At 52.0% G+C, this 19,754-nt stretch carries 18 protein-coding genes; 6 read left to right on the forward strand and 12 right to left on the reverse strand.

The genetic code is table 11. From position 1 onward, the window contains the following. The first annotated feature begins 23 nt into the window (after nt 1-23). The gene (locus ACFE7X_RS17930; protein ID WP_375437061.1) at nt 24-2,219 is read left to right on the forward strand and encodes a penicillin acylase family protein; all 2,196 of its coding nucleotides are present in this window, start codon (nt 24-26) and stop codon (nt 2,217-2,219) included. 93 nt (nt 2,220-2,312) lie between these two features. Here the strand turns inward: ACFE7X_RS17930 and ACFE7X_RS17935 are convergent, their stop codons facing one another. The 8 genes from ACFE7X_RS17935 to ACFE7X_RS17970 form a co-directional block, all read right to left on the reverse strand. Beyond that, nucleotides 2,313-3,266 carry an MBL fold metallo-hydrolase gene (locus tag ACFE7X_RS17935; protein WP_375437062.1) on the reverse strand — a complete coding sequence of 318 codons (954 nt, stop codon included), beginning with the start codon at nt 3,264-3,266 and terminating at the stop codon, nt 2,313-2,315. 19 nt (nt 3,267-3,285) lie between these two features. Next, nucleotides 3,286-3,738 (reverse strand): GNAT family N-acetyltransferase, encoded by a 453-nt coding sequence (locus ACFE7X_RS17940; protein WP_375437063.1) that lies wholly within the window; start codon nt 3,736-3,738, stop codon nt 3,286-3,288. Nucleotides 3,739-3,798: 60 nt separating this feature from the next. After that, entirely contained in the window at nt 3,799-4,443 is a 645-nt protein-coding gene (locus ACFE7X_RS17945) for a hypothetical protein (protein WP_375437064.1), read from the reverse strand. Nucleotides 4,444-4,583: 140 nt separating this feature from the next. Next, the gene (locus ACFE7X_RS17950) at nt 4,584-5,483 is read right to left on the reverse strand and encodes a ChaN family lipoprotein (protein WP_375437065.1); all 900 of its coding nucleotides are present in this window, start codon (nt 5,481-5,483) and stop codon (nt 4,584-4,586) included. A gap of 128 nt (nt 5,484-5,611) precedes the next feature. Continuing rightward, nucleotides 5,612-6,982: an ABC transporter permease gene (locus tag ACFE7X_RS17955; RefSeq protein ID WP_375437066.1), complete on the reverse strand. Its 1,371-nt coding sequence runs from the start codon at nt 6,980-6,982 to the stop codon at nt 5,612-5,614. 50 nt (nt 6,983-7,032) lie between these two features. Then, on the reverse strand, nt 7,033-7,974 hold the full coding sequence (locus tag ACFE7X_RS17960) for an ABC transporter ATP-binding protein (protein ID WP_375437067.1): 942 nt from the start codon (nt 7,972-7,974) through the stop codon (nt 7,033-7,035). A gap of 86 nt (nt 7,975-8,060) precedes the next feature. Then, entirely contained in the window at nt 8,061-8,687 is a 627-nt protein-coding gene (locus tag ACFE7X_RS17965) for a hypothetical protein (RefSeq protein WP_375437068.1), read from the reverse strand. Next, nucleotides 8,687-9,199 carry an RNA polymerase sigma factor gene (locus tag ACFE7X_RS17970; protein ID WP_375437069.1) on the reverse strand — a complete coding sequence of 171 codons (513 nt, stop codon included), beginning with the start codon at nt 9,197-9,199 and terminating at the stop codon, nt 8,687-8,689. The genes ACFE7X_RS17965 and ACFE7X_RS17970 overlap by 1 nt, the downstream gene beginning before the upstream one ends. A gap of 301 nt (nt 9,200-9,500) precedes the next feature. On the opposite strand from ACFE7X_RS17970, the gene ACFE7X_RS17975 reads away from it, so the two are divergent. Continuing rightward, nucleotides 9,501-10,874 (forward strand): T9SS type A sorting domain-containing protein, encoded by a 1,374-nt coding sequence (locus ACFE7X_RS17975; RefSeq protein ID WP_375437070.1) that lies wholly within the window; start codon nt 9,501-9,503, stop codon nt 10,872-10,874. A 109-nt stretch (nt 10,875-10,983) separates the two neighbouring features. Here the strand turns inward: ACFE7X_RS17975 and dnaJ are convergent, their stop codons facing one another. Together dnaJ and ACFE7X_RS17985 are read right to left on the reverse strand one after the other, a co-directional pair. Continuing rightward, a complete protein-coding gene (gene dnaJ, locus ACFE7X_RS17980; protein WP_375437071.1) occupies nt 10,984-12,132 on the reverse strand; it encodes a molecular chaperone DnaJ in 1,149 nt (382 codons plus the stop codon). A gap of 102 nt (nt 12,133-12,234) precedes the next feature. Then, the gene (locus tag ACFE7X_RS17985; RefSeq protein ID WP_375437072.1) at nt 12,235-12,804 is read right to left on the reverse strand and encodes a nucleotide exchange factor GrpE; all 570 of its coding nucleotides are present in this window, start codon (nt 12,802-12,804) and stop codon (nt 12,235-12,237) included. Between the two features lie 493 nt (nt 12,805-13,297). Here ACFE7X_RS17985 and rfbF point away from each other — a divergent pair, with 493 nt between their 5' ends. The 4 genes from rfbF to ACFE7X_RS18005 all read left to right on the forward strand — a co-directional run bounded on the left by rfbF (nt 13,298) and on the right by ACFE7X_RS18005 (nt 17,540). Beyond that, nucleotides 13,298-14,155 carry a glucose-1-phosphate cytidylyltransferase gene (gene rfbF / locus ACFE7X_RS17990; RefSeq protein ID WP_375437073.1) on the forward strand — a complete coding sequence of 286 codons (858 nt, stop codon included), beginning with the start codon at nt 13,298-13,300 and terminating at the stop codon, nt 14,153-14,155. 84 nt (nt 14,156-14,239) lie between these two features. Beyond that, a complete protein-coding gene (locus ACFE7X_RS17995; protein WP_375437074.1) occupies nt 14,240-15,343 on the forward strand; it encodes an NAD-dependent epimerase/dehydratase family protein in 1,104 nt (367 codons plus the stop codon). Nucleotides 15,344-15,385: 42 nt separating this feature from the next. Then, nucleotides 15,386-15,943 carry a dTDP-4-dehydrorhamnose 3,5-epimerase gene (gene rfbC / locus ACFE7X_RS18000; protein WP_375437075.1) on the forward strand — a complete coding sequence of 186 codons (558 nt, stop codon included), beginning with the start codon at nt 15,386-15,388 and terminating at the stop codon, nt 15,941-15,943. A gap of 253 nt (nt 15,944-16,196) precedes the next feature. Then, nucleotides 16,197-17,540 carry an NAD(P)H-dependent oxidoreductase gene (locus tag ACFE7X_RS18005; RefSeq protein ID WP_375437076.1) on the forward strand — a complete coding sequence of 448 codons (1,344 nt, stop codon included), beginning with the start codon at nt 16,197-16,199 and terminating at the stop codon, nt 17,538-17,540. Between the two features lie 236 nt (nt 17,541-17,776). Here the strand turns inward: ACFE7X_RS18005 and obgE are convergent, their stop codons facing one another. Further along, complete coding sequence (obgE, locus tag ACFE7X_RS18010) at nt 17,777-18,769, reverse strand: GTPase ObgE (RefSeq protein WP_375437077.1); 993 nt, start codon at nt 18,767-18,769, stop codon at nt 17,777-17,779. Nucleotides 18,770-19,035: 266 nt separating this feature from the next. Continuing rightward, complete coding sequence (locus ACFE7X_RS18015; RefSeq protein ID WP_375437078.1) at nt 19,036-19,659, reverse strand: adenylate kinase; 624 nt, start codon at nt 19,657-19,659, stop codon at nt 19,036-19,038. Between the last annotated feature and the right edge of the window lie 95 nt (nt 19,660-19,754).

The raw sequence follows: 19,754 nt of genomic DNA on the forward strand, positions 1-19,754 counted from the left end.
TTCTCTTTCTACCCATTTGCCTGATGCGCTACTTCATTGCTCTCGGTATCTTTTTGTTTGCCTTCGAGGCACAGGGCCAAGTCTTTACTTCCGCTGAAACAGCCCGCTGGCAGCAGCAAGCCAAGCAAGTAACTATTGTGCGCGATAACTGGGGTGTGCCGCACATCTACGGCAAGACGGATGCCGACGCCGTCTTTGGCTTGCTTTACGCACAGTGCGAAGATGATTTTGCCCGGGTCGAAGACAACTACATCACCTCCATTGGCCGACTGGCCGAAGTGCAGGGCGAGGCCGCCATTTACGACGACCTGCGCGCCCGCCTGTTTATGGATAGCACCCAGGCTATTGCCATTTATCAGAAGAGCCCCGCCTGGATGAAGCAGTTGCTGAATGCCTTTGCCGACGGCACCAACTACTACCTCCACACCCACCCCACGGTGCAGCCCAAGCTGCTGCGCCGGTTTCAGCCATGGATGCCCCTGATGTTCAGCGAAGGCAGCATTGGCGGCAACATCAGCGTGGTATCCGTGGACCGGCTGAAGGCGTTTTACAGCCAGAAAAAGTCGTCCTCATGGCTGCGCAATGATTTAGAGAAGCTGGACCGAGAGCCAGTGGGCTCGAATGGCTTCGCGGTGGCGCCGGCCAAAAGCGCCAGCGGCCACGCGCTGCTGCTCATCAATCCGCACACTTCGTTCTATTTCCGGCCCGAGGTGCAAGTCACCAGCGAAGCCGGCCTGAATGCCTATGGGGCCGTGACGTGGGGGCAATTTTTCGTGTACCAAGGCTTCAACCCGAACTGCGGCTGGATGCACACCTCCAGCAACGCCGACTCTATGGACGAGTATTTGGAGACGATAGTAAAGAAAGACGGCAAATTCTACTACCGCTACGGCGCTAAGGAACGACCCGTGCAGGTGGCTACCGTATCGATTCCCTACAAGAAGGACGGCAAGATGGCACGCAAAGAATTCATTACCTACCGTACTCACCACGGCCCCGTGGTGGGCCAGCAAGCCGACAACAAGTGGGTAACGGTGCGCATGATGGATACGCCGCTGGAGGCGCTGGAGCAGTCGTATCTGCGCACCAAAGCCAGTGACTACGCCAGCTTCAAAGAAGTGATGAAGCTAAACGGCAACGCCTCCAACAACACCGTGTTTGCCGACAGTAAGGGTACTATTGCCTACTGGCACGGCAACTTCATGCCCAAGCGCGACCCGCAGTTTGATTGGAGCCAACCCGTAGACGGCAGCAACCCCAAAACCGAGTGGAAGGGCTTGCATAAAGTAGAAGAGCTAGTACAAGTAATGAACCCGGCCAGTGGCTGGATTCAGAATTGCAACTCCACGCCGTTCACGGTGTCCGGCCCGAGTAGCCCAGCCAAGCAGAAATACCCAACCTACATGGCCCCCGATGCCGAAAACTACCGCGGCATCAATGCGGTGCGCGTGCTGAGTGGGAAAGCTGTTTTCACGCTCGATACGCTGATTGCTGCGGCAAAAGACCCGTATCTGGCCGCTTTCGAGGAGTTGATTCCGGCCTTATCGAAAGATTTTCAGTTTGTGGCCGATGGCACAAACCCGCCGGAAGGAGAAGTGGTGGAGGCTATGAAGTTGCTGCGTACCTGGGACAAGCGCTATAACAAGGCTTCGGTAGCGCAAACAATAGCCATCTACTGGGGCGAGAAAATCCAGCGCCTCGCCCGTACCCGCGTAGCCCCCGAGCAGCGCCTCGACTACATCAGTCTCTTGGCTTTTACCATCGCCAAAACCACTCCGCAGGAAAAGGTAGCGGCGCTGCAAGAAACGCTCGACGAGCTGACCAAGGATTTTGGCACTTGGAAGATGCCCTGGGGCGAAGTCAACCGCTTCCAGCGCCTCACCGGCAACATCCAGGAAACCTACGACGACCAAAAGCCCAGCTTGCCGGTTGCTTTCACGTCTTCGGCTTGGGGCTCGTTGGCCGCTTTCGGGTCACGCACGTATCCGGGAACCAAAAAGCGCTACGGCTACGTCGGCAACAGCTTTATTGCAGTGGTGGAGTTTGGCCCGCGCCTCAAAGCCCGCTCCGTACTGGCCGGCGGCAACAACAACCAGCCCTCTTCCCCCCACTTCACCGACCAAGCCGCTTTGTATGCGGAAGAGAACTTCAAAGACATACTCTTCTATCCCGAGGATGTGAAGAAGCACGCGGAAAAGACGTATTCGCCGGGGCAGTAGCTGGTTCTGGGTACTATCAACAGTAAGATCTCAACCTTTTCGGGGCTCGAAATTTTAGTATACTAAAATCATGTAAGCAGGCGGTTGTTACACTCAGAACTTCAGCCGCTGCCCCTGCTCCGGGAATAGCAACTTCACTCCAAGCTTATTGCCTTCCTTTAGCTGTCTTTTGATGGCGGCTTCATTGGCTGCTGTAGGTTTCACGTGCGTGACCACAACTGGCAAACCGCGCAAGGCTTTGGTACCTGTTAATTGGCTAAGTACGGTTAGCTCCTGCATTAGGCGGGCAGGCGTCAAGTGACCGAATAGCTGGTTTTCGGGTTGCTCGTTTGGGTAGGAGGCCTCGATGAAAATGGCTTTGAGCTTGCCGGCAACCACCAGCGGCTGAATGGCGTGCCACAGGTCAAGTAAGTGGTGGGATTTCTCTAACTCGTCGGCTCCCGTATCACCCAAATACAGCAGATACGTTTCCTGACTCCTGAGCAAGAAGGCAGCGCTTTGGTAAGAAGAGCCATGGCTCAACGGGAAGCATTGCACGCTCATGGGAGTACGTTCGATGGCGGTTTCTTGCCGCGGCACTAGGCGCTGATACTGATATTTTTGCAGTGCTGGCTGGCTGCCTTCGTTGCCAAAGTTCGGCCAAGCCTGCCAGTTGAAATAGCTGGTTTGCAGTGCTGCTATGCACGCTGGCAGCGCGTAAATAGGCTTGGGAGCATCGTCGGGCGCATTAAGCAGTAGGCCGGCTACATGGTCGAGGTGGGCGTGTGAGATTAGATAGCCTTTGATGTAGCGGCGCAAGACCGTATCGGCTTCCACTGAAAACACCTTGTTGGCAATAGCTTTTGCTATGCCTTGGTGCAGACTGCCCGCGTCGAGGCAAACGTAGGAAGTGGTGCCGGCCGGAGCTACCAGATACGCCGAGAGGTTGCCTTCGTTGAGGCCACCTTTCACTCCAAGCGGAACTACAGTGAAAGCGGGCTGCTGCGCAACCGCTTGGTGCGTGAGAAAAATCAGCAGTAGCAGGAAGTTCCAATGAAAGACGCGCATAGCTGTTGCACAATAGCGGTTAGCTGAAACGAGTAGACTGGTTCTGCCACTCCTCTTTGGTCATTTCAAAGCGCACCTCACCGTTGGCCGTCCGGCCGGACTCTCGCCATCCTTGGCGCCTGTAAAATTCCTCGGCGCGGGTGCCGGGGCCCGTGCTTAGCCATATCGTTTCCAACGTCTGGGCAAAGTACCAGTCCAGCAGCAGGCGGTGCAGACGCTTCCCAATACCGTGGCCAACGTATTCGGGGCGCAGGAACAGGGCCCAGATGCTGTGGTCTAGCAAATCGGTAATTCCAAAACCGACTATTCGGTTGTCTACTTCACAAACCCAGCCTTTGCCCCGGCGGGTAAGGTAATCCTCGGTATCCGCCACGGTGACGAGTGCTCGGTTGCGGAGCACGTTTTCGGTCACGGAGTACCGAACGTCAAATAAGGCCGGAATGTCGGTGAGTTGTGCTTCGCGGAAGTGCATGGCTGAATAGGCGCGAGAACTGTTGGCTGGCGGCGTTGCACCCGTTGCCCGCTACCCAGGCTAGCTGAAATCGTAGGGGTAGTCGATTTCTTGCAGGTCGGTTTCTAGTTGTAGCCAGTCGTCTATTTTGTCCACGATGGCCAGCACTATGGCTTTCGTCAGCGTTTCGCCTTGGTAGATTTGGGAAACCGTAGCAAGGTCCATGGTTTGCTTGGTTTCGTCTTCATCGAAGTACTCGCTGGCCCACTCCACATAGGTCTGCGGCTGTCCGTCGAAGATGTAGAGCAAATCTTCGGAGCCATCTTCTTCGTTTTCGAGAGGGCCGGTTTGCCAGCCATAGCGTGGGGTGTACCAGAGACAGAACGTGGTACCGATAGAATTTACTGGCTCACCAAACATAAATTCATCGAATACCTCGGGGAGTCCGCGCGTTACCCGGGCTTTGTCGGGCTGTTCCAGGCCGTCGGCATACCCGTTTATCACGCAGCCTTCTTTTCGGAACAGCACCACCATTTGGTCGCCTTCTCCGTCGTTCATTTCAAAGAACTCCTCTCCCTTATCCCATTTTGCATCGTAGGAATGGTAGCGGTATTCGGCCTCGGGCGAGTTGATAGCATCGAGTACGGCCAGCGCTTTGCAGAGGCGTTGCAGGGCTTGGTTGTTAAAGAGTGCGGTGTGGTTCTGAGTTGAAAGTATGGGTTGCATGGGCTATAGAGCTTGTGCTGACATTAAGGTTGGCAGACTGTTCTAGTGCCGGCTCTCGGGAAAGTCGCTGAAGCTTGTTGTAGAAGCGCAGTAAGTTACCGGACTCTCCACCAAAGAAGTGGCAGGCTAGTACTACCTGGTTAATACGTTTTGGTCATGTCGGCAGGTATCACCAACACAAAATCCGCTTTCTGCTTGTTCTCCTCGTCCAACTTGCTTAGCTGCTCCTGCGAAACGGTGCTAATGGTGAGCACCTTCAGCTTGGGATTGGTTTGACGCAAGTAGGCGATAATGCCGTCGTGGTTGTCGGAGTGGTAGCTGCCGTTGAGGTGGAGCAGCAGCTGGCCTTCGGCGCGGGCCTGGGCGAGGAAGTGGGCCATGGTAGCGTCTTTCAAGGCCTGCGCCTGAATGATGTTCTGCACCCCGGCGGCGTGGGCCGCGTCGCCCCCAAACATCTTCGCCATGTTTTTGTAACCGGGCAGCTCATAATCGACGGTGATGGGCAACGGTGCCATCCAGGCTTTTTCCTCGGCGGGCAGCTCATTGAGGGCTATCAGGCTGCCTTTGGCCACTTGAGAGGCGTAGCGGCGCGGCACGTTGGTACCGACCACTCTGAATTTCTGCTGCTTTGCTAGTTGCAGCAGCGGCTTATAATCGGTGCTGTAATTGGGCCAGGGGCGGCTTTGTTCCTCGAACGCCTTGTCGTCTAGCTCGTTGGTAGTATACTGATCGACCAGGGGCTGCACGTCGCGCTCTAGCATCTCCATGCCCAGCACGAACTGCCCTTGTTTGAGGCGGGCCAAGTCTTTGGTGAGTTGCAGCTCCAGCCAGTGCCCCATCGGGTCGTTGTGCTGCTCGCCGAAGAACACCACATCGGCCTGCGCAAGCTCCCTCAGCATCTTGTCGTAGTCAGCGGCTTTGCCAGCGGCAGTGAAAAGGCGGTAAGCGGGCTTATCGGCAGCAACGAAGCTGGAAAGGAAAACAACCAGCCAGATGGCAAGTGGCCGCAGAAACTGTTGAACTCGGGGTTGTGCGCACATACACGAAGATACCCGCCGACTGCCGGAAATGTTATCAAACAGGCCGGGCTATACACAACGAAAGCCCCGGCACCAATGGTACCGGGGCTTTGCGTTTGTTTCGGTTTTCGTATTACACGAAACCTGCCTTATCCTTTATAAAACATCCAGCGCGACAATTCGCGGTAGTTTACCTTCTTGCCGTACATCAGCACCCCGACGCGGTAGATGCGGCTGGCCACCCAAGTGGTAAACACGAAGCCTCCAACCAGCAAGGCGGCCGACAGCAAGAGTTGCCAGAACGGCACCCCGAAAGGCAAGCGCATGACCATGGCAATAGGCGAAGTGAACGGAATCATCGACAGCCAGAAAGCTAGCGGGCCGTTCGGGTCCCCATTGATAATTACGTTGATGCTGACGATATAACTTAAAATCAGCGGAATAGTAACCGGAAACATGAATTGCTGCGCATCCGTCTGGTCGTCAACTGCGGCGCCAATGGCCGCGAACATCGACGAGTAAAGCAAGTAGCCCCCCAAGAAGAAGAACAGGAAACCCCCAATGATAGTAGCAACCGGCAGACCATCGAGGATGCTCCAGGGGCTGCTGGCTACGGCGGCAGTGGGTGCTTCAGTTGGCCCAGCATCGAGCGTAGCGGTAGCCCCGGCGTTACGAGCCGCAGTTGCTTCCTGAATTCCGGTTGCCGCGGCCGCGGGCGGCGACTTGCGAATCGAGTCTTTGAGCAAAGGTGCCGCCAGTGTTGTCAGGCCCCACGATAACACTATCCACAAAGCGAACTGCGTGAATATCACCGCCGCAATGCCCAGAATCTTGCCCATCATCAGCTGAAACGGCTTCACCGAAGACAGCATCACCTCCATAATTCGGCTGGATTTCTCTTCGCTCACGCCGCGCATCACCTGCACCCCGTAGATGAAAATAAACATATACACCAGAATAGAGAGGATGTAAGCAGCCCCAGTGGTGGCTCCCACATTGTTTTTGCGTCCTCCCTGCTGCGTCAAATCCACAGCATCCATTTCCACATTGGCCTTTAGGTTATCGATGGTGGTTTGATTGAGGCCGGAGCGGCTCATTTTCAATTCTCCCACGGCTTTGTTTACTGCCTTCTTAATTGTGCTTTGGCGCTTCAGGCTCACGTTGCCGTCGGCTAATAGTTGCACGCCGCTGGTGTTGTCCATCGAAAAGCTAGGCGGGAAATAAAGCAGCGCGTTTTGCTTGGGCTTCGCTTTTTTGAAAGCCGTTGTGGCTTCCGATAGCGAGTTACCCGTGGCGGGTACAAACCGCACGTCGTCGGTGGCGGCGAGTTGCTGCAACAGGCGTTGCCCGCTCTCGTCGCGGACGGCTACCACATCGGTATCCGAAGAGCCCGACAGCTTGGCGATGCCTACCGTAGTACCCGCCAGCAGCAGCGGCGTCAGCAATGACATGATCAGGAAGCTTTTTTTCCGCACCCGCGTCAGGTATTCGCGCTGCAGAATCAACCATATTTTATCCATGAGTACTAGCGTGTAATCGTTGAAATCAACTTGAACAAGAAGGGAATGCTCTATACCGGAACCGTTTCCACTAAGCTCTCAGGCATGGTTTCCTGCACCCGCCGAATGAAAATGTCGTTGATGCTCGGAATCTGCTCTCGAAAAGCGTGTACCTCCACGTTGTTGATGAGGTAGCGCAGCAGGTCGTTGGGGGTGGTATTGGCGTGCAGCTTTATGCGGTCGTAGAAGTGGCCGTTCTCACGCTCCTTGTGCTCGAGCACCTCGAAATCGGGGTGCGTTACCATGAGGCGGCCGCGCCCTTCCACCACGTAGGTTTGGGTTTTGAAGGTGTTTTTGATGTCGCGGACCGAGCCATCGAGCACCTTGCGCGAGCGGTTTATCAAGGCAATGTTGTCGCACAACTCCTCCACCGATTCCATGCGGTGGGTACTGAAGATGATGGTGGCGCCCCGCTCACGCAACTCCAGAATTTCGTCTTTAATGAGGTTGGCATTGATAGGGTCGAAGCCGGAAAACGGCTCATCGAGAATAACGATGCTGGGCTCGTGAAGCACGGTGGCAATGAACTGCACCTTTTGCTGCATGCCTTTGCTAAGGTCTTCCACATTTTTGCTTACCCAGGGCCGCAAATCCAGCCGATCAATCCAGCTTTTGATGCGCTGGGTGGCGTCGGCTTTGGAGAGGCCCCGGAGCTGCGCTAGGTACAGAAGCTGCTCTCCTACTCGCATCTTCTTGTACAGTCCCCGCTCTTCTGGCAAGTAGCCGATTTGGCCGATGTGCCGAGGATTGAGCTTTTCGCCCCGAACGCGGATTTCGCCGGAATCAGCGCCCGTAATCTGGGTGATAATGCGAATCAGCGAAGTTTTGCCGGCCCCGTTGGGACCGAGTAGCCCGAAGATGCTGCGCTCCGGAATGTCGAGGCTAACGCCATCGAGGGCGACGTGCGCGGCGTAGGCCTTGTGCACATCAATAGCTTGTAGAATGGGTTGCACGGCTGGAGAAGGGAGTATAAGATGTGAACTTTAAATGTAGGGGTTTTACTATGCTTCCGACACTCGAAATGCGTTAAGCGGCCTCTTCAGTCCTCTAATTCCTGCAAGAGACTTTCCAGCCGGTCGAGGTGCTGACCGTAGAGGCGCTGCAAGTACCACCTGGTAAACCTGCTCATACCCCAATACGTCAGGGCACCCACCACACCGCAGACCAAGCCGAGCACACCCAGACTAAAAAGTAATTTTTGCCCCGTGAACTGCTGCGCGATGCGTCCGCCCAGGAATAGCATAGTAATACCAAGCGACATGGGCACCGACCACATTGTGGCCGAGTAGTAGAGCTGCACCAAGCTGCGCAGCCGGTGTAGCTGTTGCCCCGCGTACTCGCGCACCGCCCCGCCGCTGGCGTCGCCAAGGCTACGCAGCAACGTGAGCTTGCGGCGGAAATAGAAACCGCTGAGCAAGCAGACAAGCCCGAGCCAAGCCACCATGGCAAGATAATAGGGATCCTGCCCCATGGCGGCCGCGGCAACGCAGCCAGCTAAGCATACTACCACTACCCCAATTTCAACCCAAGCATTGCGGCGCATCTTGGCTACTGGGGCCCTAGAGCCCCGGGCTAGCAGCCGGGCCACAGCAGTAGCATCAAAAACAGATGGCGCTTCAGTCGGCGTGGACTGCTGCCACTGGCGGCGGAGGTCATCAAGTTCCATTAGGCAGGTTGGGTAAGCAATTGGCGAAGCTTGTCTTGCACGCGGTGCATTTTCACGCGCACATTATTCTGAGTGATACCGAGAATTTCGGCCATTTCTTCGTAGGTGCGTTCTTCCAGGTAGAGCAACACGAAAGCCTTGTCTACTTCCGACAGCCGATTGATGGCCCGATACAGGGCCGCCATTTCCTCGGGCTCGTAGCCAGCGGGCTCGGTAGCTTGTGTTAAATGCACCGCCTCTCCTTCTAAGCCAGCCGGCTGCGGCCGACGGGTACGCTGCCGCAAGTTGCTAATGGCCACATTCAGCGCGATACGGTAGAGCCAGGTACTGAGCTTGGCGCCAACTCGCGGCACGTAGTTCGGCCAGGCCCGCCAGAGTTGCAGCACCACTTCCTGAAACAAGTCCTGCCGATCATCGGCATTTGCACAATACAAGCGGCACACCCGCCGTAGCAACGGCTGGTACTCATTGACGACGGCAACAAAATCGGTAGAGGGCGCGGCGGGGTCCATGCAGGCAACAGTTTCACAACATATATCGATAGCCCAGCCACGGCATTACAAGCAGCACCACTTTATTTTATAAAATGCAATATTATACATACTGTTCTTGTATAAGTATAATTATAAATGATTTTGCTTACAAAACAATCTTACTTCAGATCATGAAGCTACGTTCAGCAAGTAACATCAAGCTTTAAGCTAGTACAAGCCGCATTCATTATGCGTTTTATACTACTCGAATTCTATATTTTGCATGCATCTCTACCACTATTTATTTATAATTTTAAACTTCAACATTTCTCATACTTATATGAAACACTTATTACGCATTGTACTTACCACTACTTTACAGATGGTGGCTATCAGCACCTTTGCACAAGGGCAGCGGCCTGCTCATCTACCCAAGCTTCAATTTGGCCACGAACACCACTCTGCTTCCAAACGAGCAAGTCACGATGCTGGCCATGCCGCTCGCAACGTTAATTCAACAGTAGTTGTGCCCGGCCGTAATGTGCGGCACCGGTGGGATGATCAAACCAACACTTGGAACAACGGCACAGTCAGTGTCTACACCTATGATGTGAAGGGAAATCCCACTCAAATTATAGAAACTGACTCCGCCACTAGCGTACCACTGCACAAAGAGATACTTAGCTACAACGGGCAAAACCAAGTAACTGAACATGTCTATCAGCAATGGAACGGGACAGCATACGTCAATGACAACCGCGAGCAGGTTACGTACGACGCGCAAGGTTATGAGACCTTATATTACTATCAGGTGTGGGAAAACAACGCCTGGACGATAGATACTGGGTACCGCACTACTACTACCTACAATCCGGCTGGTGTACTTATCAGTCAGGTTTATGAGAATTATAATGTTGATTCCAACACTTGGGAGCAGGATGGTCGTCAAACCTTTACTGTTAATGCCAGCAACCAATGGACTGATATTGTAAATGAAGCTTGGAGAAATGGGGCTTATATAAATGAGTACCGTATTCGCAATATCACTTGGTACGACTGGGCAAAGTTGCAGCCCTCTTACCTTGAAGAACAGGAATGGAATAGGCCTACCAGCACTTGGGGAGAAGATTCGCGTTCTACTTTCACTTTTCAACCGAATGGTAGTTACATTTTAATTGCGGAAGATCTTGTTGCTCCTAATACCTGGGTCAATGCGTTTCGCAGCACCAACACCTTTGATAACTTCGGCAACGAAACCTTATATCAAGACGAAGAATGGGTCACTAATACTTGGGTGACTGAGTACGGCTACCGCTATCTGTTCTCGTACACTGCAACCAATCAGGTGCGGCGGGCCGTAGAGCAAGACTATAGTACTACCACGAATCGATACGAAAACTATTCGGTTGACACCTACGGCAACTTCCTCACGCTAAGCAACCGCAAAGCCACCGGATTGGAAGCAACTGCTTCGTTGGCTCCAAACCCAACTTTGAGTTCAACTACTATCACCGTATCGGGTTTGCGTGAGCACGGCACTGTGCAAGCCGAAGTACTGAACACGGTTGGTCAGGTAGTAACCACAATGGCACTGCGCTCACAGCAAGGCACTATCAAGCAAGAAGTGAATTTAGGCGCTTTACCAGCGGGCGTCTACACTATTCGCCTGCACACCACTGAAGGCACTATTGCGAAACGTGTGGTGAAGCAGTAGCCCGTATTATTCCGGGTCTCGCAGTTAACAATCAGCATAAAAAAAGCCCGCTTGGCATATTGCCAAGCGGGCTTTTCTACAATCAGTGAAATCTATTCAGGTTCTTTATCTACTGGAAGTACTCCTTCACTTTCTCGAAAAAGCCTTTGTCATTTTTCCCAGGATTTGGTGTGAAGTTCTGCGCGTTGCGTAGCTTCTCCAGCAATTCCCGCTCTTCGCCAGTTACATTCTTAGGCGTCCAGACGCTGAGGTGAATCAACTGGTCACCGCGGCCATAACCGTTGAGGTCCTTAATGCCTTTGCCGCGCAGGCGCAGGATTTTGCCTGGTTGCGTGCCTGGGTCTACCTTGATTTTCACCTTACCTTCAATAGTTGGCACCTCAATGCTAGCACCAAGTGCGGCATCCACAAACGAGATATACTGCTCGAACATAATGTTGTTGCCGTCGCGCTTGAGTTGCTCGTGCGGCTCTTCCTCAATTTGGATGAGCAAGTCGCCGGGCACGCCACCCCGCTCGGGGTAGTTGCCTTTGCCGTTCATGCTTAGCTGCATGCCTTCCGCAACACCGGCCGGAATGTTGATCGGAATAACCTCCTCGTGCAATTGCCGACCTTCTCCTTGGCAAACGTCGCACTTGCTGGTTACTACTTTGCCTTCACCGTCGCAAGTAGGGCAAGTAGAAGCACTCACCATTTGGCCGAGCATGGTGTTCACTACACGCTTCACCTGCCCCTGCCCCTGGCACGTGCCACAAGTTTTGAGGTCGGTGCCGTTTTTGGCGCCAGTACCAGAGCAGGTGGTGCACGCCACGTAGCGCTTCACCTTGATCTTCTTCTCAACGCCATTGGCTACTTCTTCTAGATCTAGCTTCAGCTTGATACGCAGGTTCGAGCCTTTACGCACCCGGCGTCCTTGCTGCCCACGGCCACCGCCGCCAAAGAAGCCCTCGAAGCCCCCCTGACCACCGCCACCGAATATGTCGCCGAAGTGGCTGAAGATATCCTCCATGCTTGGGCCGCCGCCGTTGCCGCCCACGCCCTGATGACCATACTGGTCGTAACGGGCACGCTTATTCTGATCCGACAGCACCTCGTAAGCTTCAGCAGCTTCCTTGAACTTGTCTTCCGCCGACGGGTCATCGGGATTTTTATCGGGGTGATATTTGATGGCTACTTTACGGTAAGCCTTCTTGATTTCATCCCCGGCAGCATTTTTAGCTACGCCCAATACCTCGTAATAATCTCGCTTCGTTGCCATGTCTCGTAGTAGGTAGTGGTATTGGATACCAGGTACTATGCTTGCTTAAGGCAGTGGTTGCGTTCTTGTACCACCTAGCACCCGATATCGATTACCAGGTAATTACTGGCCCAATACCACTTTCGCGTGGCGGATCACTTTGTCGCCTAAATAGTAACCACGTTCAACCTCATCCACGATTTTGCCTTTCAGTTCCTCCGACGGGGCCGGAATCTGCGTGATGGCCTCATGTAAATCTGGATCAAACGCACTACCCTTTACCTCCATAGGAGCAAGTCCTTTCTGGTTTAGGGTTTTCTGGAGCTTATTATATATAATGTCGATGCTATCACGCACAACAGTAGCGTCTTCGGTGTCCTTAGTAAAATTGCGGGCCCGGTCGAAATCGTCAAGAGCCGGCAGCAAAGCCACCATCAATTCCTGATTGGCAGTTTTAAACAAGTCGGCACGTTCTTTTGTGGTGCGACGCTTGTAGTTTTCGAACTCGGCTGCCAAACGCAAGTACTTATCCTTAAGTTCAGTTAACTCAGCATCAGGCTTGGTTCCATCTGCTTTCGCAGTACCTTCCTCCTCCGTCAAAACGGACGCTTCATTGTTGGTCATTTCGCCAGTCACTTGCTCTGGATCTTCCGCCAAATTGTCGTCCTGGGGTACGTTGATATCGTCAGCCATTTTATTAAAGATTCGTCGGAATGGGTTTTTCACTTTGTTTTAAACCAGATAATGAAAGTTGGTGGCAAGGAGTTTGCCAAAGCTGTTCTTGCTGCCATTGTGACACAAACAAATTCATGCTATCAAATCAGCTTTCTAGTCTTTCACGTAAATACATCCCCCTCCTTATAGCTAGTCCTCTTGTTAGCGCTTAAAGTGGCAAGTTGGACTAGAACAAATTTGAACCTACGTCGAAATCTTATAAAGCGCTAACATTATTGTACCTACACTAATATGTAAATACCATAAATAAGACATATCTTAGATGTTATAAATATAGGAGTAATAATTATAGAAAATCTGATGGAAAATGTTTGAAAGTTTATAAGATCTTGGTAATTTTCAGCGCCCTAAGAGTTAATGGCCTTTATCTTTCTTAAGAGTTTTACTAAATTTTACCCTACTTAACACGCTCCGCATCTCACTCCACACTTAACTTATTTACTACAACATAATGAAAGCAGTAATCTTAGCGGGTGGCTACGGCACTCGAATCAGCGAAGAGAGTGCCGTACGGCCCAAACCCATGGTGGAAATCGGCGGCCGACCGATTTTGTGGCACATCATGAAAATTTATGCTCACCATGGTATTACGGATTTCGTGATTTGCTGTGGCTTCAAAGGGCATCTTATAAAGCAGTATTTCGCCGACTATTTCTTGCACAATGCTGACGTTACGTTTCGCATGGACCGCAATGAAATGCACGTGCATCGAGCCCACGCCGAGCCTTGGACAGTAACATTAGTGGATACTGGCCAAGAAACGATGACTGGCGGCCGCCTGCGCCGGGTGCGCGAGTACATCGGCGACAGCACGTTTTGCCTCACATATGGCGACGGTGTAGGCGACGTTGATATCGCGGCTTCTATCAAACACCACCACGAAGAAGGCGCACTGGCCACTTTAACGGCCGTTCGCCAGCCAGGCCGCTTTGGTGTATTTAATTTAAGTGACTCCTCGTCTTCAGTTCACGACTTTACCGAGAAGCCTATGGGCGGAGAAACGCCTTGGATCAATGGGGGCTTCTTCGTGTTGGAGCCGAGTGTTTTAGATTATATTCACGATGATGATACAGTGTGGGAGAAAGGCCCTCTCGAACAACTAGCAGCAGAGGGCCGTCTGAGTGCCTTCCGCCATGCTGGTTTCTGGCAGCCGATGGACACATTACGCGACCGGAACATGCTAGAGGGTCTATGGCTGGCTGGCAATGCTCCTTGGAAAGTATGGAATGATGCACGTACCCCGCTAGCTCCAGCAACTCAGTCGGCTAGTGTCTCGATACCTAGCGCAAATACTCTCGTAACTAACTAGTTATAGCAACCTACTGCCCTTTTTCTTCTAATTATCTGCTGCCACACTAGCAGAACATCTATTTCGCTTTTAGCTTACTCTTCAATGAATCGCATTCTTATTACTGGTAACATGGGCTATGTAGGGCCCGGTGTAGTTGCGCGTCTACGGCAAGAATTTCCCCAAGCCGAGCTTATTGGCTATGATATGGGTTATTTCGCGCATTCGCTCACCGGTGCAGGCCGCCTCCCAGAAACCCGATTAGACCGCCAAATTTTCGGTGACGTACGTCATTTACCTGATACCTTGCTGCAAGGGGTAGATGCTATTGTGCACCTGTCGGCTATCAGCAACGACCCAATGGGGCAAACGTACGAGGCCGTAACGCTAGAAGTAAACCATGCAGCTGGTATTCGATTGGCGCAGCGCGCTAAGGCCGCTGGAGTACGTTCGTTTATATTCGCTAGCTCGTGCAGCATCTATGGTGCGGGAGGCGAAGGAGCAAAAACAGAGGATTCAACTTTGAATCCGCTTACGGCCTACGCCCGCTCCAAAGTAATGAGCGAGCAAGACTTGCAACCCTTGGCCGACGAGACGTTCTGCGTTACCTGCCTACGCTTCGCTACAGCTTGTGGCTGGAGCGACCGACTGCGCCTTGATCTTGTAGTCAATGATTTTGTAGCCGGAGCAGTATCCGCCGGCACCATCTCTATTTTGAGTGATGGTTCACCATGGCGTCCTCTTATTCACGTGCAGGATATGGCTCGGGCTATTGAGTGGGCTCTGAAGCGCCCAACGACTATAGGGGGCGCATTCTTAGCCATCAACGTAGGAGCCGACGTATGGAACTACCAAGTGCGTGAACTAGCTGAGGCAGTTGCCGAAACTATTCCCGGTACCAAGGTGACCCTGAATGCGGCTGCTCCACCTGATAAGCGCTCTTACCGAGTTGACTTCAGCTTGTTTCGGCGCTTAGCGCCAGATCACCAGCCTGTTCGTACCCTAGCCGATACGCTGGATGAACTCCGTGATGGCTTACTTAGCATCAATTTTAAGGATGCTGACTTTCGCTCTTCGGAACTGATGCGTTTGCGCGTTATTAGCCGCCTGCAAGAAACAGGACAGCTAACGGATGCCCTCACATGGACTCAGCCAGCACAGATATTAGCTGTGCCAGCGCAGGCTGCACTGCATCCGGCTGCTGTGTAGACAGCTTGCTCTACCTTATTTTTCCTTCAAGTCTTATTCAACATGCTATTTACCCCAACTAAATTAGCTGGTGCTTTCATCATTGATGTCGAGCGCCGGACAGATGATCGTGGTTTTTTCGCTCGTTCTTGGTGCGAGGACGAATTTGCCGCGCATGGCATCCATATGCCTCCGCTTCAAGCCAACGTTTCGTCAAACCCGCTTCGTGGCACCCTACGCGGCATGCATTACCAATTACCACCGCATGAAGAAAGCAAACTGGTGCGCTGCACTCGCGGAGCCATTTACGATGTAATTGTAGACTTACGTGAAGAGTCACCAACTTATGGCGAGTGGATTGGCGTAGAACTTACTGCTGACTCATTCCGCATGCTATTTGTACCAGGCCGTTTTGCTCACGGCTTTATCACCCTAGCCGACAATTCCGATGTTACTTATCAGGTGTCAGCTAAATATGCTCCCGGAGCTGAGCGTGGCTTGCGTTGGAACGACCCAACCATTGGTATCCAATGGCCAATCGAACCAGTCCTAATTTCAGACAAAGACCGCAACCACCCTGATTATGTATTCACCCCACGGCAAGTAGCCGCTGTAGATTAGTGAACTATTGGCACTAAATTATCAAAGTAGCATTGCTACGCTGCAGCGTAGCAATGCTACTTTGTCAAGACTATTTACGTTTGCTGTAAGCCACTTAGGAATAAGCATGTAGAGACGGAATATATTGCGCTCTACGCTGCATTATCTCTAGCTCGTCCCACGCCAAGATGCAATACATTGCGTCTATGCCATATCCAAGCTGAACCACACAGCTACTTATCAAGTACCTTTTTGCATCTCCTTTACTTGTTTTATGATACTCGTTGATAAAGCCCTAGAACAACGGCAGAAAGCCGGAAACCCAATTCGAGTGGCCATGATAGGCGCTGGCTTTATGGCCCAAGGCGTAGCGCGCCAAATTTGCTGCTACGTGCCGGGCATGGAACTAGTAGCCATTGCTAATCGCACTATAGATAAAGCTCGGCAGGCGTATACCGACTCCGGTGTAACTAACATTCGTGAGGTAGGCACTGTAGCGCAGTTGGAAGCCTGTATACAGCTGCGCCAGCCCGCTATTACAGATGATGCCTTGCTACTCAGCCGTGCTGCAGGCATTGACGCCATTATCGAAGTGACTGGTGCCGTAGAGCACGGGGCCCATGTAGTAATGGAGGCCATCAAGCATGGCAAGCACATCATCTTACTCAATGCCGAACTAGATGGTACAGTAGGCGCCATTCTGAAAGTATACGCCGACCGCGCTGGCGTGATATACACAGTTTCCGACGGTGATCAGCCTGGCGTGACCCTCAATCTAGCACGCTTTGTAAAAGGCATTGGGGTAACGCCTGTATTGTGCGGTAATATCAAAGGTCTACACGATCCTTATCGGAACCCGACCACTCAGGAAGGCTTTGCCCGGCAGTGGGGTCAAAATCCGAGTATGGTCACCAGCTTTGCTGACGGTAGCAAAATCAGTTTTGAGCAGGCTGTTATTGCCAATGCCCTTGATATGCGCGTCGCCCGCCGTGGCATGTTAGGCCCTACCGTTGATCCTGGCACCCCCATTGCAAAAGCAGCGGAATGGTATCCTCACGAGCTACTGCTCAATGGTGGCCCCGGTATTGTTGACTATGTAGTGGGTGCCGATCCCGGACCCGGTGTATTTGTATTAGGAACCATTAATGACCCAGTACAGCAGCACTATCTCAAGCTCTACAAACTAGGGCCTGGTCCGCTCTACTGCTTCTATACTCCGTATCACCTCTGTCATTTCGAAACGCCAACCTCAGTTGCTCGTGCTGTCCTATTTCAGGACGCTGCTCTGGCACCAGCCGGTCCTATGCGCGTAGAGGTTGTTACAGCAGCTAAGATTCCGCTTAAAGCTGGTCAACAACTCGATGGCATCGGGCACTACCATACTTATGGATTAGCTGAAAACGCCGATGTGACGCGCGAAGAAAACTTACTTCCTATCGGCGTAGCCGAAGGATGTATTTTGCGCCACGATATCGAGCGTGACCGAGTATTAACGTATGATGACGTAATTCTGCCCGAAGGCCGCCTGATAGACCAGCTCCGTGCTGAGCAGGCTGCTCACTTCAGTTATGCAAATACTGCTAACACTATAGCAAACGCCGAATCGATTGCCAGCTAATTATCAAACAGTTAGTTGCATACAGATGCCTTTGTTCCTGTATGCAACTAACTGTTTATGAGTACTACCTTCGCTGATGCCTATAAGCAGAAGTGAAATATCTACTACTTCGGCTTAAGTATTTGTAAACCTTGTCCTCTAAATTTTGATTTAGAGGACAAGTTTATAAGCCTAGTAGAGTCCTAATTTCAAAGCCAAAATGCCAGAACCACAACGTATGTTACGTTGCGGTCTTATTATGACTGAAGTGCTTGCCAAATCAAATCTTTGAGCTGCGAGATATTTTTGTTGGTTAGACTAGATATGAAAATAGTAGGCAGATCAAGAGGTAATGTTTTGCGCATCTCTACTTCTAGCTCTTCATCCAGCATATCGGCCTTGGTAATGGCTAAAAGCCTATTTTTTTCAAGTAGCTCCGGATTAAATTGTTCTAATTCACTGAGCAGTACCTCGTACTCGGCTACAATATCTGGACTGTCGCAGGCTATCATAAAGAGCAAAATAGAGTTACGTTCGATATGACGCAGAAAACGGGTACCTAATCCTTTGCCTTCCGCTGCTCCCTCTATAATGCCGGGAATGTCAGCCATCACAAAGGATTTGTAGTCGCGGTACGCTACCACGCCTAGGTTTGGGGTTAGGGTAGTGAAGGCGTAATCAGCAATCTTGGGCTTGGCAGCGGATACAACGGAGAGCAACGTGCTTTTACCAGCGTTAGGGAAACCCACTAAACCTACATCTGCCAGCAGCTTCAATTCCAGAATCACCCACTCATCAATGCCTTCCTCACCAGGCTGCGCGTAGGTTGGGGCTTGGTTGGTAGCAGATTTGAAATGATCGTTGCCGAGACCACCGCGGCCGCCAGGAGTAAGAATGAGCCGCTGGCCGTGCTCCGTAATTTCTAGCTTTTTCTCGCCCGTTTCGGCGTCGCGGGCGATAGTACCGAGCGGCACTTGAATGACAATGTCGTCACCTTGAGCACCAGTGCGCAGGTTTTCGCCCCCATTTTCGCCAGGTTTCGCAATCAGGTGCTTTTGATATTGCAAATGCAGCAAGGTCCAGAGTTGCGAGTTCCCCTCTAAGATGATATGACCACCCCGTCCACCATCGCCCCCATCAGGACCGCCATTGGGCAGCCCTTTGGCCCGAAAAAAATGGTGCGACCCTGCTCCGCCCTTACCAGAGCGGCAATTGATTTTAACGTAATCTATGAAGTTGTTGGAAGCCATGCCTTTATTTGGGTGTTGGTCACTAGTTTTCAGCTGCTCGTTGTTTGACACTCATTGAGCAGATGACCTGAAACGAGTAGTTGCCTATTCGTTCACTATTTAATGACTGCTTAAAAAACGTTCATCCTGAGTACAGTAAAGTCTCTCATTGCCCGCAAAGTATGCTTCCATCAAAGGAAGCTGCTTTCAGACAACAAAAAGAACCTTCGCTGTACTCAGGATGAGAGACGAATAGGGTTGACGCCTGAAGCGGCGCAGCCACAAAGTTACGCTTTTACTTCATCGGTAGCCTGCCGAGTGTCTTCGGTAGTAGCAGCTTGGTGCTGATCGATGATAGTGCAGATCTGGTGGAAGATGTCCTCAATGGCTCCAATACCATTTAAGGCATGGAATTTTTGTTGAGCTGCGTAGAAGCCGGCTACCTGAGCGGTTTCCGTGTTATACACGGTCACCCGCTTACGAATTTTAGCTTCGTCTTGGTCGTCGATTCGGTTGCTGGTTTTGCCGCGTTCCAGCAGGCGGGTTACCAACTCTTCTTCGGCTACTTCTAAAGCAATCATGCAGGATACACCCGTGTCGTAGCGTTGCATGAGAGCATCAAGACTTTCTGCCTGCGGAACGGTACGGGGGAACCCATCAAAGATAAAACCAGCAGCCTTGGTGTTGCTAGCAAGCTGGCTTTCAATCATGCCAATCACCACCTCATCAGGCACAAGCAAGCCTTCATCCATTAGCTTTTTGGCCCGCAGACCTAGCTCAGTGCCTTGTGCAATTTGAGAGCGGAGTAAATCACCCGTTGAAAGATGCACTAGATTGTAGCGGGCAATTAGCTTCTGGCTTTGCGTTCCTTTGCCAGCGCCGGGCGGGCCGAAAAGCACGATATTTAGCATAGCGTGTGGGTTTTTACAGGAAAAAATTAGATGGGGTTGAGAAAGATAAGCAAGTAAAGCCAAAGCCTATATGCTTGTCAGCGAATTTTAGCTAC

The sequence above is a fragment of the uncultured Hymenobacter sp. genome, from assembly GCF_964242765.1.
GTDB lineage: Bacteria > Bacteroidota > Bacteroidia > Cytophagales > Hymenobacteraceae > Hymenobacter.